The 15,455-nt window shown below is 35.0% G+C and carries 16 protein-coding genes; 5 read left to right on the forward strand and 11 right to left on the reverse strand.

Annotated elements, in window-relative coordinates:
- Positions 1–3 precede the first annotated feature (3 nt).
- The 7 genes from ACIPKN_RS15290 to ACIPKN_RS15320 all read right to left on the reverse strand — a co-directional run bounded on the left by ACIPKN_RS15290 (position 4) and on the right by ACIPKN_RS15320 (position 5,985).
- Positions 4–417 (reverse strand): MarR family transcriptional regulator, encoded by a 414-nt coding sequence (locus tag ACIPKN_RS15290; RefSeq protein WP_400937544.1) that lies wholly within the window; start codon positions 415–417, stop codon positions 4–6.
- Between the two features lie 260 nt (positions 418–677).
- Entirely contained in the window at positions 678–1,709 is a 1,032-nt protein-coding gene (locus ACIPKN_RS15295) for an alpha/beta fold hydrolase (protein ID WP_400937547.1), read from the reverse strand.
- A gap of 38 nt (positions 1,710–1,747) precedes the next feature.
- Positions 1,748–2,407, reverse strand: coding sequence for a hypothetical protein (locus ACIPKN_RS15300; RefSeq protein ID WP_400937550.1), 660 nt, complete (start codon positions 2,405–2,407; stop codon positions 1,748–1,750).
- A gap of 3 nt (positions 2,408–2,410) precedes the next feature.
- A complete protein-coding gene (locus ACIPKN_RS15305; RefSeq protein ID WP_400937552.1) occupies positions 2,411–2,818 on the reverse strand; it encodes a permease prefix domain 1-containing protein in 408 nt (135 codons plus the stop codon).
- Positions 2,815–3,144 carry a PadR family transcriptional regulator gene (locus ACIPKN_RS15310; protein WP_053482886.1) on the reverse strand — a complete coding sequence of 110 codons (330 nt, stop codon included), beginning with the start codon at positions 3,142–3,144 and terminating at the stop codon, positions 2,815–2,817. Before ACIPKN_RS15310 ends, ACIPKN_RS15305 begins: the two co-directional genes overlap by 4 nt.
- Before the next feature lie 196 nt (positions 3,145–3,340).
- Complete coding sequence (locus ACIPKN_RS15315) at positions 3,341–4,531, reverse strand: M14 family metallopeptidase (RefSeq protein ID WP_400937554.1); 1,191 nt, start codon at positions 4,529–4,531, stop codon at positions 3,341–3,343.
- Positions 4,532–4,977: 446 nt separating this feature from the next.
- Complete coding sequence (locus ACIPKN_RS15320) at positions 4,978–5,985, reverse strand: HAAS signaling domain-containing protein (protein WP_400937556.1); 1,008 nt, start codon at positions 5,983–5,985, stop codon at positions 4,978–4,980.
- Between the two features lie 390 nt (positions 5,986–6,375).
- Here ACIPKN_RS15320 and ACIPKN_RS15325 point away from each other — a divergent pair, with 390 nt between their 5' ends.
- Positions 6,376–7,632 (forward strand): GNAT family N-acetyltransferase, encoded by a 1,257-nt coding sequence (locus ACIPKN_RS15325; protein ID WP_400937558.1) that lies wholly within the window; start codon positions 6,376–6,378, stop codon positions 7,630–7,632.
- Between the two features lie 10 nt (positions 7,633–7,642).
- On the opposite strand, the gene psiE is transcribed toward ACIPKN_RS15325, so the two are convergent.
- Positions 7,643–8,098 carry a phosphate-starvation-inducible protein PsiE gene (gene psiE / locus ACIPKN_RS15330; protein WP_400937560.1) on the reverse strand — a complete coding sequence of 152 codons (456 nt, stop codon included), beginning with the start codon at positions 8,096–8,098 and terminating at the stop codon, positions 7,643–7,645.
- A gap of 174 nt (positions 8,099–8,272) precedes the next feature.
- Here psiE and ACIPKN_RS15335 point away from each other — a divergent pair, with 174 nt between their 5' ends.
- On the forward strand, positions 8,273–8,494 hold the full coding sequence (locus tag ACIPKN_RS15335; RefSeq protein ID WP_068985751.1) for a phosphate-starvation-inducible protein PsiE: 222 nt from the start codon (positions 8,273–8,275) through the stop codon (positions 8,492–8,494).
- Positions 8,495–8,718: 224 nt separating this feature from the next.
- Here ACIPKN_RS15335 and guaC read toward each other — a convergent pair whose 3' ends face one another.
- Positions 8,719–9,702, reverse strand: coding sequence for a GMP reductase (gene guaC / locus ACIPKN_RS15340; RefSeq protein ID WP_400937563.1), 984 nt, complete (start codon positions 9,700–9,702; stop codon positions 8,719–8,721).
- Positions 9,703–10,035: 333 nt separating this feature from the next.
- Here guaC and ACIPKN_RS15345 point away from each other — a divergent pair, with 333 nt between their 5' ends.
- A complete protein-coding gene (locus ACIPKN_RS15345) occupies positions 10,036–10,455 on the forward strand; it encodes a VOC family protein (protein WP_400937565.1) in 420 nt (139 codons plus the stop codon).
- 84 nt (positions 10,456–10,539) lie between these two features.
- On the opposite strand, the gene ACIPKN_RS15350 is transcribed toward ACIPKN_RS15345, so the two are convergent.
- Positions 10,540–12,489, reverse strand: a complete 1,950-nt coding sequence (locus ACIPKN_RS15350) for a methyl-accepting chemotaxis protein (RefSeq protein WP_400937568.1) — start codon at positions 12,487–12,489, stop codon at positions 10,540–10,542.
- 306 nt (positions 12,490–12,795) lie between these two features.
- Between ACIPKN_RS15350 and ACIPKN_RS15355 the strand changes: the two genes are divergently transcribed.
- Positions 12,796–13,170 carry a VOC family protein gene (locus tag ACIPKN_RS15355; RefSeq protein WP_400937570.1) on the forward strand — a complete coding sequence of 125 codons (375 nt, stop codon included), beginning with the start codon at positions 12,796–12,798 and terminating at the stop codon, positions 13,168–13,170.
- A gap of 85 nt (positions 13,171–13,255) precedes the next feature.
- On the opposite strand, the gene ACIPKN_RS15360 is transcribed toward ACIPKN_RS15355, so the two are convergent.
- The gene (locus ACIPKN_RS15360) at positions 13,256–14,002 is read right to left on the reverse strand and encodes a hypothetical protein (RefSeq protein ID WP_400937572.1); all 747 of its coding nucleotides are present in this window, start codon (positions 14,000–14,002) and stop codon (positions 13,256–13,258) included.
- A gap of 271 nt (positions 14,003–14,273) precedes the next feature.
- Here ACIPKN_RS15360 and ACIPKN_RS15365 point away from each other — a divergent pair, with 271 nt between their 5' ends.
- Positions 14,274–15,443, forward strand: coding sequence for an acyl-CoA dehydrogenase family protein (locus tag ACIPKN_RS15365; protein ID WP_400937575.1), 1,170 nt, complete (start codon positions 14,274–14,276; stop codon positions 15,441–15,443).
- The last annotated feature ends 12 nt before the right edge of the window (positions 15,444–15,455 follow it).

Here is a 15,455-nt window from a genome sequence, read left to right on the forward strand (position 1 = left end):
ATCCTAAAAAATTTTATTCATTAACTGATTAACCTCACGCAATATTTTTGCCATGTCTATCAGTTTTTCCTGTGGAAACTTTAAAAATAAGTCTTGAACCTTTAATTCACCGCTATTAGTTAATACCATTTTTACAACACGACGATCTTCTTGCTCTCTTATCCGCTCTATTAATTCTAACTTTTCCAGTTTATCACACATCGATGTAACGGCTCCTGGTGTCACACTAAAGAACTCAGCAATTTCTGTTGCCTTCATACCACTATTAGTTTTTAGTTGAAGTAGGAGGACCAGTTGGTTTTGAGATAATGATTCTCCCTCAGATAAGAGATTTACAAACATTTTTGATTTATGCTGTATTTCAAGCATCTCTTTCATAATCATTTCTACATTGTGCAATTGCTCATTTTTTGACATAGTATCACTGCCCATTAAAATATTTAGTAACTAAATTATATAGCAAATGAATTATGTGGGCTACTTACAATCGTTGCTATTGACTATATCGATAACTTCGATGGCTCAACTTATATCCAGGGCATATGAAAAAGAATTGATTAAAGTACGCTCTTATTAAACAAATAGGGCAGATTAACTTCATAAATAACCCTTATTGAATGAATGCCCCCGTTAATAATTTGAATGGATCCAAGATTATGAAATTAACACAATTACATTTATTTTATAAACGTATCGCACATCCACTTATAAAATTTTTCCTTCTCTTCAAATTGTGGATAATGAGCTGATTGTTCGAAGGCAATAAATTCCTTTTTATCGGCTTCAATCATATCAAAGTATTTTTTTGCTGCATTAGATGAAGTTTGATAATCATATTTACCCATAACAAAATAGCATGGTAATTCAAGTTTTTTTACTTTAGTAGATACAGAATTTTCCATTGCTTCCTCTAATAGAGTTTTTTGAGAATAGGATAGCCCATAGTTGTAACGAATCACATCTAATAAGTTATACTCACGACTGAATAACATATTTATGATATTCCCATCAGGGATATCAATAAGTCTTGAAGCTCCACCATATTTTGCAATATACTTCCGTGGAGTATACATCTCGCCATTTTCAACTTGTTTAGTTAACCCTTGTAAATATAGAACATCCTCTGTATTACCATCGGATTCAGCTTGCTGAATAACGTAATTCAAACCGTCAATCTCGCTTCCTACTGTATCACTCATCTGTCCAATTCCAACATATGCTGTAAATTTTTCAGGAACTTTAGAGGCAGCTTGCGTTGCAATATACGTACCATAAGAATGGCCAATTAATATTACTTTTTCTTTGCCAAGACGATCTGATATATAATCCGTCAAGGCCAATAAGTCATCTACGAGTAAGTCTGATGAAAGATTAGAATAATCCTCAAAAAAATGATATGATTTTCCGCTTGCTCTTTGGTCGTAATTCACGACCGTAAAATTGTTTTCCAATAAGTTTTGATACTTACTGGCATACGGTATTTCTGAACATCCAGGCCCTCCATGGACAAAAATAATAACAGGATTATCCTTATCTTTGCCACGTATCATAACTTCATGATTACTTCCATTTATCTTTACTTGCTCTAATGCACTTACACTGTTATTACCTTTAATATGGGAAGTCCATGTAGGGAATAAAAGCGCTGTTATGATTAATACGATGGTAATTATTCCAGTATATTTTATAAACTTCATTATCTTTTTCATCTATTTCCCCCTGCGAACATGAAGTATAATCGGAATTTTTAGACTCTTTTAGGGAGAGTTATTGAATTGTATATTTTTCTTTTATAAACATAAAAGTACATGCTAAGGGGCCACCATAGGACTATAAAAATTGGGTAAATCGCCCATATTACGCCTGGTGAAGAGACAATATTTACTGTAATAAAAAAGATACTGATAAGAATTGTAGCGGTAACAGAGAAGGCTACAAACGTTTTTCTTTGTGCGTGGTATAAAGCTAAAGGCCACCAAATTACTAAAAATGATGGATAGATCGCCCAAGGGTATGGATGAGATAAAATAATATTTAATAAGGAGTAATAAATAATGGTACTTGCACAGCCTATTAGTGCAATTTTTAATGTTTTTGCTTTTTCCTCTAAATACATAAGAATAGGCCACCAGATAATTGGATAAATCGCATAAATGAACCATATATAATCGGGTGAGTATAAATAATTTTCAATGATTAGAAAAGCAATAATCATGGCACTACAAACAAGAGAATATTGTTTATACATTCTTTTAGACATGAAAAATAAAGTTATAGGCCATAGCAAAACTAAAAAGCACGGGTACATAAACCAAATCGTCTGAGGTGAAGTCGTATAATTGACGATTCCTAAAAAAATCATTGTCATCAAACTACCAACAATCGAAAAGCTAATAAGGTTCTTCATGTTTTATTCCCTCCATTTCTTACGTGACCAAACGAAGTACATAGATAATGGCCACCATAATATTGCGAAGATTGGATAGATTGCCCAAATTGTATTTGGTGTATAGTAAAGATTAATAAAAATAAAAAATGCAATAATTAAGCCACTACCCCATATAGAGAATTCTAAATTTAATTTAGACATGTTTTTCTTTTCGGGCTCCTTAACACCTAATTCCTTTTTTAAATCCTCGATATCCCCAAACTCCACGATGGCTTTGTTGATGGCATCCTCTTGTTCTTTCCCTTGATCCATTAAATAAAATACTTTTTCTTCAAGGTTTTGAATGATTTCTTGTTTCACCATCTCTGTTTCTTTATTACGAGGAATGTCTTTAAAAAGCTCATCAATATGATTTTTTATCTTTTTCATTCTAAGCCCTCCATAAATAAGTCGATAATTTCTTTTACTTCCGACCACTCTTTTACTAGCTCATTTAAATAAGCTTTACCTAACGGGGTAATACGGTAATACTTTCTTTTGCCTCCGTGTGAAACATCACCATAATAGGCTTCAATAATTTCCTTTTTCTCAAGACGTTGAAAAACTGCGTATAAAGTTGCTTCTTTAATTTGAAATCGATTATTTGTGCGGATACTTATTTCCTGAGAAATTTCATAACCATAACGGTCTTTCTCTAAAATTAACCTTAAAATAATGGAATCCAAGTGTCCGCGGATGATGTCACTTCGAACCATAAGTCACCTACTTAATTTTTATTGCTCTATCTGTTAGAGTAATATTAGCAAACATTACTCTGCCTGTCAAAGTAATTTTTCCAAATACGTCCATATTTTCACCAAGGTGTAATTATTAGAGGTCAAAAAATCCCCTTTTACATCAGAAGTAAAAGGGGATTGGGGATATTTATTTAGCATTGAACGGCTCTTTTTATTACATATACAATGCTGCAAGGAATATACCTAATGTTTCTTCATAGATGTCGTCGAATTGGCTAAGCGGAAGTGGATTTGTACCACTACCTAACTCAACTGTAAAGCCAGGTCTACGCCAATCCTGAATAAACCAATCTTTATAGCCCGCATAACTGCCTGCTGAATTAATAGGCTCGTAGCCACTGACCCGGCTAAACTCATTAACAAGGATTTCTGACTCTGGTGGTTCGAGATTTTCAAAACCCCAATAAATCACCCTGCCTTGTGTATGAAACGCAAGAACTCTGGCAAAATCGCGTTTCTTTGTTAAGTCAGCCATAGCAATGGCCTCAGGCTCGGACAAAGGTCGTTGTCCGCCAAAATCTCTTGGCCCAGGTATTTTTGGATTTCGTGCACGTTCGAGTTCCCATTCTGCAGGAAACTGATCGTTCAAATCGACACCATTTATATTAGCCTTCCAACCTGAGAAATCGGTGCTATCGTGATTCATAGTAAGAAGCTGATTTCTTAATACTTCGTCATTAGGTGGCCCTTGTAATACTAAATCGACACCATCGGGATTGACCATCGGAACTATAGATAGGATTGTTTGCTGGTAAAGTGGTAATGGAGATAAACCGCGAATTGTACTTTGATTGGTGAGAGAGAGTAGATAGTCGTTTATAAAAGTTAAAATAATCGAAGTCGTAATCCATTCATTCGCATGAAAGGAGCCGTTATAATGGACACGCTTAGTTCCGTTCCCGATGAGAAGCTCTGGGATTTCATGTTGTAAAACAGAATGTCCAATAGTAGAGCTTTGTAGAAATGGATAAGCATCGAGAAGCTTTTTGATATCATTCATCATAATCGTGTAAGTATAATTTTGTTTACCATTGACGAGCCTCCATGTGATTCGTTGGGGAATGCGGATTGTCTGTCCAATGTGTAATTGATTTGGATTAAGCCCGGGGTTGACAAGCAAGATGGCTCCTAATGGGAGATTTCTGCTTTGGGCTATTTGCCAAAAACTATCTCCTTGTTTTACTTGATAATTGACCGTAACAAATCCCGGAATTCGAATGCGCTGTCCGACCCTTAAAAATTGAGAATTAATATTTCGGTTCGAATCTTTAATTAGTTGAAGAGGTATTTTAAACACTTCACTGAAACGCCAAAGAGAATCCCCTGGTCTTACGTAAATGTCCACAATTATTCTCTCCTTAATTTAAAGTAGTCCAATATAAAATGTATATGAAAAAAATAGGGGACTTATTAACTTTAAATGAGTAGATTTTGTTAAGTATTTGTCGGAAAGATATTAATCGGCTTTGTCATATAATCTACTCCTCCGATATCGAGTGCTTCCGCGAGCTTAACTGTAAATAATCAAAAACTCATAGGCAGATGAGAAACACAGTTATCCTAACCTGCATATTTTAATACTTTTTCTAGATTGACCTGATTGTCACCTACAAGAAGAATGGTCATAATTATTCCCCTTATTCTGTTTGAATTAGTGCAGGAATGTATGAACGTTATTATTATACAAAAAATTGGGGAATAACGGTATTTTAAGGAGAATGTAGGTGGAAAATAGATGAATAAGTAAAGAGCTAACAAGAAAGAGTCAGCTCTCAAAACTTATAGTTCTTTTCAAATCCTAGCCTTTTTAAAGCCATTATAAATATCAAATGCATTTGCAATGATGGCAATAGCAATGCTTACGAATAATATTCGGTCTATAGCAAACAAAATCTTAGCAGAGGTCGTTCCCGTAATTGCAGCAATATAAGGTACGGCTGGACTGTGTATAAGATCAGGGTGAATAGCCATAAGGATAAAAACAATGACTCCTGTACATTGAAGAAGTGCATTAGTTACGGCGACTAACATTGTCCATTGACCAGTTTTCAATTTCCATAATGTTAAAGCTACACTTAAAATGATACAACATAAAACGATTGGATCGAAGGACAGTAAGACATCCCGATTGAATATAGGCATAACAAATTTCAACCCGCCTTTATTGTAAGAAGTATAAATTCCTAACAGGTGATTAGCATTGAAATAGGCAAAGGAGAAAATAGCAATACCTAAGAAGCTTAAAATATTATCATTAAGTGAAATCGTTTTTTCTTTAGGGATTATTTTAACTTTTGCTAAATTATCCGGTGTCCATTCTGGATGATTTTTTATAAGGGGCATTCGAACGTTTTTTCCTTCAGAACGTTCGATGACAATGAAAGCAACTGTAATCCAGAACAGTACGTAGATGATTACTGAAATAATATGAGAGATAGTGATAGAAATAGTTTTAATAATAGCAGTCAGGAGTGCACCTTCTCCGTTATAGAGCACAATACTTTCTATCATCTGTACAATAATTGTAAGTAAAATTGCCCAAGGAATAACTAATTTTATTGTCCTAATATAAGTGTCAAACACTTCTGGACCAATTATAAATCGTGGCGTTTTTTGATAGCTTGCTGCAACTTCTACAGGATTACCGAGTTTTTTTAGAACTTCCTTTATATTTGATTCTGAGTAATCTTCAGATAACATATCTTCAATAGTAGATTTTAGTTCTAGACGGGTTTTATCACGCTTATCCTTGCTTATCCTTTTAGTTACTTCATGAATATATGCATCAATCAGATTCACTCTTTCCGTCTCCCTTCAATAATTCAGTCCATTCCTTTTTAGTTAAGTCATATGTGTGCGCAACACATCGTATTTCCGGGCTTTACCTTTAGTTGTATCCCACTTTGTAATCACTTCTTGATGCCCTAATCAACGAGCCAACGAGAGTAATGTATTTTAGTTACTACCAACTTGCTTGAGAAGTTGAATAAGGGTGTAGCTATAAAACATTGTATGCAAAAACAACAAGCACTAAATGTTCCGCCTCATGCTTCCTTTCTGTAAATAAGGAGCCCACCGAGTACTATTTGCATGTGGTAATATATGTTATTATCGAGGGTTGAAATTCATGTGAAAAAAATTATGAAAAGAGCGTGCCTTAAAATAATTTAGTGTAGGATGGGGATGTATATGAAAGTCGTTGAAAAATTATTGAAGGAAGAGGATTTTATACATTTTGTTGATATTGTGGTTGGTGCTTATCCAGGAAGGATGAGTAGTTTACAACCAACAAAAGAGCAGCTAAAGGCGCTTTTTATGCACAATCAAAACAATGACAAAGCTATTCATTATTATGGGCTATGGGAAGATAACAAACTAATTGGTGGCATGCGACTCCATGATTTTGAAATGAATCTCTTCTCTAAAATGATTCCAATCGGGGGAGTAGGACTAGTTGCAGTTAATTTACTCCGTAAAAAAGAAAAGGTTGCCAAAGAATTAATCGATCATTTTTTTAAGGTTTTTTTAGAGAAAAATGTTCATTTTGTTGCGTTATATCCGTTTAGACCTGACTTTTATAAAAAAATGGACTTTGGATACGGACCGAAAATGCATCAATATTCAGTGGAACCATCAAGCTTTCCGAAAGGGGCAACCAAAAAACATCTTACTTTTTTAACAGCACAGGATCAGCATAAATTAGCCGATTGCTATAGAAGAGTTGCATTAAGAAAGCATGGTATGTTTTTAAAAACAGAATCGGAGCTCGCATCAATTTTTAATAACCCTCAAAACTATATTATTGCTGTTGAAAAGGGAGACTCAATACAAGGTTATATGGTATTTTCCTTCAATAAGCAAAGTGAAACGAATTTTTTACTTAATAATCTAGTCATTAAAGAATGGATCTATGAGACACCAGAGGCTCTATTAGAGTTCAGTACATTTTTAAATAGTCAGGTGGATCAAGTGAACCGTATTGAATGGAACACACAAGAAGAAAATATTCACTTCTTTTTAGGAGATATACGTAATGGAACAAATCATTTAATCCCAAGTGTCTATCATGCAAGTGCTGTTTCTGGTGTTGGTTTAATGTATCGCATTATTAATGTTCGAGGTTTTTTTGAGGAGCTTACAACACATAATTTTAATGGTCAAACATTAACATTTAAGTTAACTGTGAAAGATTCGTTATTGGCTGAAAATAATCAGCAAATTGTTATCGAGGCTATTGATGGTAATATAAAAATTTCTACTAGTACTAACTATGATGTAGAAATGGTGATCGATATCGCAGAGCTTTCTTCTCTTGTCATAGGAGTTGTGACAGTACAAGAATTATTTATGCTCAACAAGGTGAAGATTAGCGATGGACAGTACGTACAGTCATTGCACCATTTCTTCTTTGTCCTTGATAAACCAACTTGCATTACAGCATTTTAGGAAAATAAAGTTATTGTTCTTTTTTCATAAAGAGTGATGAGCGTACAGGCCGTTCCAGCGGCGTAATATTAATAATAAAATAGCTTACAATTAATATTAAAATAATAAGTGAATAAATTAAGGTGTTAATGGGATGATCATGTTCCACGATAATTAATCGAATCATGGCTGTAATCCCTATATAAATAAAGTACCTTAGTGGAAAATGATAATTCTCTTTAAAATATTTAATAATCATAGTGATAAATTCAAAATACAAAAAGAAAATAAGAATATTAGCAAGAAAAAGCTTATAGTCTCCACCCTCGTTATTGAAAATGGAAATTTTAAAAAAATGGATGAGCTCTTTGCTAAGTAAGAAGGATAAAATGAGCGCTAGAAGTACAAGGCATATATTTAGAAATGATTGTAAAATCTTAGGTATAGCCTTTGTTAATTGTAAAAAAGTCGAGTCCTTATGGCTCATCGAATTCCTCCAATCTTATAAATCGTTTTTTATGAATATAACATTTCACCGTAAATATAATAGTGTATATTTGTAAAGTTTTGGTATATTTTCGCGAAAGAAAGTTTTCAAAATAAATTAGCTGTATGCTAAAATAGATGTGCATGAATATAAAATTTAAAAGGGGTTTTAAAAATGGCTAAAGCAGCAAAAACAGGAAAAATTACACCAGAGCGTTTAGAAGAAGCATTAAACGTACGTGATCGTCTTATTATCGAGTTACTAGTACAAGTACTTGATGAAAAGCTTGTAATTGAACGTCCAGTATTACGTGAGCGTGTAGCAAACCTTGTAGACCTTTCTGATCATGATGAAGAATTAAAAGAAACGATCCACGCTGTTATTAACAAACTATAATCTAAAGGGAGATGCTACACTTCATTGGTAGCATTTTTTCTTTTGCCAAAAAGATATGTTTTCAACAAAAGAATCGGTCAATCAAGAGCCGAGAACGCTCGGGTAGTACGGAAAATTGATCAGATAAGAGCAAAAATTGCTCAGTATTTTTGCCCAGGAGAAACGGAACCAACAAAAAACCCAAACAAGAATTTATTCCATTCTTGTTTGGGTTCTTCTAGTTTTTAGTATACTTTATCTCCATTAAAAATAGAGTTTTTCACAATTACATAATCTACATTTCGAATGGCATCAAGTTTATTGCCGCCTGCATAGGAAATAGATGATTGAAGGTCTTGTTGCATTTCAATTAACGTATCTTTGATGCTGCCTTTATGTTCAACAAACATCTTTTTACCTTCAACATTTTTACGTTCGCCTTTTTGGAATTCAGAAGCGGATCCAAAGTATTCCTTCACAGTTTTACCGTCGATTTCGATTGTTTCGCCAGGGGACTCTTCATGACCTGCAAATAATGAGCCAATCATCACCATTGAAGCACCAAAGCGAACCGATTTTGCAATATCACCATGTGTACGAATACCGCCATCAGCAATAATAGGCTTCGTTGCGGCTTTTGCACACCAGCGAAGTGCGGCAAGCTGCCAACCACCTGTACCAAAACCAGTTTTGATTTTAGTAATACATACTTTACCTGGTCCAATACCAACTTTTGTTGCATCTGCACCAGCGTTTTCAAGTTCACGTACCGCTTCAGGTGTACCTACATTACCGGCAATAACAAAGCTATTTGGTAGAAGTTTTTTGATATGTTGAATCATACGAATGACAGCATTTGAATGACCATGTGCAATATCGATTGTAATAAATTCAGGCACTAAATTAGCAGCTGCTAATTCTTCAATAAAAGGATATTCCTCATTTTTTACACCAACACTAATGGATGCGATTAATCCACGATCTTGCATATCTTTAATGAAATTGATACGTGTCTCAGGGTTAAAACGGTGCATGATATAAAAGTAACCGTTTTCAGCAAGCTTCACAGCAAGACTTTCGTCGATAATTGTTTGCATGTTTGCTGGTACAACAGGAAGTTTAAATATATGACCACCTAAAGTAACAGAAGTATCACATTCTGAGCGACTTTCTACTATACATTTTGCGGGAATTAGCTGAATATCTTCATAGTCAAATACATTATCCATTATAAACACTCCTAAAATACGAATATTTTTTAAGTTTTGATTTAAATCGTTCGTCATTTGGTAATTTACATTATTTTTGAGTAAATGTCAAAGCTTTTATCTAAATAAATAAAAAGTTAGCAGGAAAGAACGGGAATTAACCGAAATATAAAGATATACTATTTTTTGTTATAGATGGATAAGCGTAATGTTTCAAAAGAAAGTACTTAGCAAAAATCCTGCAATATTTGTAGGAAAGCAAGATTATTGATCGGCTTATCTAAAATTTGTATTACTATTTGCTATCCATGTAAAATAGAATTGTTTCGAAAAATGACAAAGGGAGTGTTGGAAATGGCAGTAGAAGTCTATTTAATTTTTAATGGAAATTGTCGAGAGGCTGTATCTTTTTATGAGAAAGTTTTTAATGCGAACAAGCCTGAAATTATGACATTTGGAGATTCACCTCAAAATCCAAATTATCCATTACCAGAGGAAGCAAAAGATCTTGTGATGCATACGCGACTTTCGATTTTTGGTAGTACAGTAATGTTCTCAGATACATTCCCGGGCAATCCATTCACGACTGGGAACAATGTAACATTAGCCGTTGTCTCAGACGATGAGACGCAGATGCGAAAAGCTTTTGACGGTCTTAAAGAGGGTGGCGAGGTTAAAATGGAGCTACAAGAAACGTTTTGGAGTAAATGTTACGGTTCCCTTACTGATAAATTCGGTATTGAATGGCAATTTAGTTATGAGGAAAATAAATAAAGAGCAATGAGTATTTACTAAAAAGTAGTTAATATTGAACAGCACGATGTTTGGAAAATCTCCATTAACATCGTGCTGTTCTTTTTAGTATTTAAAACGATTTACATAGCTTTGTAATTCATCAGCCATATCGAGAAGTGCTTTTGAGGCTGCAGCCATTTCCTGCATCGAGGACAACGTTTGTTCAGTTGAAGCGGCAACTTCCTCTGACGCTGCTGTATTTAGTTTTGCATGATCTGTTAGCTCGATAGCAGTTGCAGAAACTTCTTCGACTACTGCTGACATCTCTTGAGCGGAAGCAGATATATCCTCCATTTTCGGAGCAATATCGTGTAGACTCTTAATAATGTTGGTGAATTTTTTACTTGTATCTTCTGTTAGCTGTAAACCATCCTGGACATCCGCTGAAGCCTTAATCATTGTTTGAACAGATTTAGCCGTATCTTGCTGAATGCCTGTAATTAGGGCAGAAATTTGCTCGGCTGATTGATGAGATTGCTCTGCTAACTTGCGCACTTCATCGGCAACTACTGCAAAGCCTCTCCCATGCTCTCCAGCTCGTGCTGCCTCAATAGCAGCATTAAGTGCAAGCAGATTTGTTTGATCTGAAATAGCACTAATAATTTCTAAAATAGACCCGATTTCTTTTGTTCGATCATAGAGTGATTTAATCATTGTATCTGATTGTGCCACAGATTCATGAATAGAAACCATTTGATTCACAGTTTGATCTACCGCTTGCCCGCCTTCATCGGCCAATTTTATAGCATGGCTAGATAAATCTGAAACTTGCATAGAGCTATCGGCGACCTCGACGACTCCTTTTGCGATTTCTTCAATAGAAACAGCATTCTGGTCAATACCTGTTGTTTGTTTTTCTGTATTAATAGCAACCTGTTGCATAGCTTTTGTAACTTGCTCTGAAGCAGCTATATTTTGTTCGGCATTCGCAGATAATCCATGCGCCGAAGTCTGTACTTGTTGGGAGCTTTGATCAACGTTGCGAATAAGTTTTTTTAAGCTAACCTTCATTGCGATAAAGGCCTCCCCTAGCTGTCCAACCTCATCTTTAGAATGAATGTCAATAAACTCTGTTAAATCGCCCTCACTAATTTTTATAGCGCTTTGTTTAAGTCGATTGATCGGATTAACGATCGATTTTATCATGAATAGCATAAAAATAATGCCAACAATAATAGAAATAGCGATGATTATTAAGTTGATATTAAAGGTCGAAGCTGCGGCTTCTGCAGCCTCGGCTGTAAACATTGTACCAACAACTTTCCAACCTGTTAGCTTATTTGTAACAAATTGTAGCTGACGATCTTTTTCAATAATGTTACCACTATCTTGTTCATAGATTTTAGTAATATAGCTTTCTGCTGCTTCAGAACCACTTTCTTTATCTGATTGGGCAATATAAATTTTATTGCTATCTAAAAGTGAAGCAAAGCCAGTTTCTCCAATGCGTATATCATTCGTAATGGTACTTAGTGTAGAAATATTTAAATCTAACCCTATTACTCCTGAGCCATCTGGTAAAGCTTGAGTAATCGTAAGAACGATATCACCTGTTGACTGTGTAATGTATGGCGCTGTAATAGACACTTGGTTTTTGTTATCTAAAGCTTGTTTATACCAAGGTCTCGTACGAGGATCAAACCCACTAGGGTATTTTTGTGCAGGCTCATCTAGTAGTCTGCCATCAGAGGTTCCAATATAAATCAGCTCTACCTCTGGATGCATGTTGACATATTCGTGGAAAAGAGATTTAAGTTCTGAAATTTTACCTTCTTGTAAATAAGATTGATTGAGCTTTTTTGAAAAATATTGAACGTCCTTCACTCTTGGCTCAATCGTGTTGGTAATATTCGTATTAAGCATACGCACACTTTCGGTTGCGCTTGCTTGTTGTTCTTCTGAAATTTGCTTTCCAGCACTTTGGTAAGACACAATTCCAATTAACAGTGTTGGGATGATAAGCATTGCTAAAAATGAAAAAATGAGCTTTTTTCTTAAACTTAGTTGTTTCACTTGAATTATCCTCACTATAATATTGTATTTTAAAACTTATGTAATATCGCCCTTCGTGACCAACCTCCTACTATCCTAAGAGGTACATCGGATAATCGACACCCTACGTTATGGTAAAAGTATATACTTTACCGATTAAGGCAAATAATAGACGACTAGGCTCATTTTATCAAAAATAAAATAAAAGTTAAGTATTTTGTTATAACTGTTCATTAAAAAACTAATATTTTGAAACAATAACCATTAGATGACATATAAAGCTACTTTTTGATATATACTAATGCCAAAAGAGGAGGGAATTGTTTCATGATTCGACAAATTGGACAAGTAATGTTATATGTAAATGATCAAGAAACTGCCGTTAAATTTTGGACAGAAAAAGTTGGATTTGTTGTGGTTGCTGACCAGGAAGAGGGAGGAGTACGTTGGATTGAAATTTCTCCAACTAAAGAAGCTCAAACTACCTTTGTCCTACACAATAAAGAAATCATTGCGAAAATGCAGCCTGAATTAAATTTAGGGACACCTTCTATTATGTTTTATGCCGATCATATAGAAAATCTATATCAGGATTTTCAAGCGAAGGGCGTTAAAGTAGGAGATTTAGTAATGATGCCAATGGGTAGGGTTTTTAATTTTGCTGATCACGAAAATAATTATTTTGCATTAGTGGAAAAATAAATCTCGTCAATAAGTTCGAATCTGTCCAATTTCGATTATTCTGTGCGGGAATTGGACAGATTTTTCCTATTTAAGTGCACGCAATTTATTTTATATCTTCTCCAAAAATCCCTACAGTTTGGCGATCAACGATAAATTCATTACCATCCCATTTTAAAATATTTTCTACATAACCTAATCCATCGGCATGAAATCGGCCTGCTATAGACTGATAAGCTAATAGCTCATATATTCCATCGCGTTCATAGTCCACTGGATACAATCCACTCATTGGATCTACCCATCCTTCAATAGGCTGCTTTAGTGTACCGTCTTGATTGTAAATTTCAGCTAAATAATCCGGACCCTTGTATTGTAAGTCGATGATATATTGCTTTTTGGGATTCATGCTACGAACGGCTACTTTATATTGATTTTGATAATTAACGCTGTACTTTAGCTTATTATTAAAAGAAATTGCATCAAAAATTGAGCGTATTTTGCCGTTTATTGAAGCAAATATTTCACCGTTGATAATGCCTCCACTACCACCTGTGTCAGAAATAGCTAGAATATCTTCTAGATGATTACCTGTAAAGTCACCTAAAAATATAGTTGGGTTATAGCCAACGCTTTGTTTTAGCATTATTTTTTCGAATGGGTGCGTCTGTCCGTAAAAAATAGCAAGCGTTAGGTCTTTCCACAAAGGGCTATCTGGAGTTTTAGTTCCCATCAAAAGAACAGTTTCAAGTAAGCCATCTCCATTAATATCTCCAAATTTCGTCTGAATAACCTGAGGGGCCATAGTTGAAATAGGCATATTATTCAAGGATGGATTCATATTATTAGTCATACATGCACCTCTTTCTTTAGTTGTAGCATATGTTGTAAACATGGCTTGGTGAAAAAAGAAGACGTGTTCGTAATGGATATAAAACTTATAAAAAAACTTGTAATTAACCCATTGACATTTTTAAATGTGAAAAGTATCATAAATGTCAACGAATCAGAAAATTCAGTACCACGCATCCTCTCGCTACGAATACGTAGTTAGAGATTTTTTTACAACTTTAATTCTTAGTAAATATATATGTTTTATATATTTTGGGAAGAAGGAGATTTTCTTGAAGAATTTATTTATTAAAACAAAGCAACAACAGTATTGGCTAGATCAGCTAGCATCTATTTCTGAGTCAATCAAGGCTGAGGCTAAAGAAGTAGATGAACAATCTCGTTTTCCATTCGAAGCACATAAACTGCTTCTGCAAATTGGTTATCCCAAACTAACTTTACCGAAAGAATATGGCGGTGAAGGATTATCAGTCTATGATATGGTACTCATTCAAGAAACGTTAGCAAGCTATGACGAGAATGCTTCACTCTCGCTAGGATGGACATTAGGCGTTGTAGGCGAACTATATGAGAAAAAGCTTTGGTCGGACGATTTACTAAGTTCATTTGCTCAGGAAATAAAGAACGGTGCCATTATAAATAGAGCTGCGAGTGAAGCGGCAACTGGGAGTCCAACACGTGGAGGGCGACCAGGAACAAATGCTGTTTCAAGAGAGGAAGGGTGGCTCTTAAACGGACGTAAAATATTTACGACAGCCTCTCCGGTGCTAGATTATTTCTTAACATCAGCGTGGATTGAGGAAAAAAATAAAATTGGTTATTTCCTTATTCATAAAGATGCTCAAGGACTTTCAATTGAAGAAAACTGGGAAATGTCTGCAATGCGAGGCACAAGTAGCCATGACCTAGTTTTAAAGGATGTAATTGTCCCTGCAAATCATTTAGTAGAGTTACCGAATCATCCAAGTGGTGGCAAAATAAATGGTTGGATTCTACATATCCCAGCAACATACTTAGGTATTGCGCAAGCAGCGCGTGATTATGCGCTGCATTTTGCAAATCATCATCAACCTAATAGCTTGAATGCTCCGATTAGTACATTACCAAATGTGCAGCAGCTTCTAGGTGATATTGAATTGAAGCTATATCAAGCACGCTTTGTACTGTATGGAGTTGCCGACGCTTACGATGACCCGGCTAGACGTGAACTTTTAGCAAATGAAATGGCGGTTGCTAAGCATACAGTAACAAATTTGGCGATTGAAATCGTCGATAAGGCAATGCGTGTGGTAGGTGCGAAAAGCTTACATTTAACAAACCCATTACAGCGCTATTATCGAAATGTTCGTGCAGGACTTCATAATCCACCGATGGATGATATGACAATTATTAAATTGGCAAATGTCGCAATTGAACAGCAAAAATCGAATGAAAATCAATGACAAAAACCATAT

This window comes from Lysinibacillus sp. NPDC086135 (assembly GCF_044746345.1).
Taxonomy (GTDB): domain Bacteria; phylum Bacillota; class Bacilli; order Bacillales_A; family Planococcaceae; genus Lysinibacillus.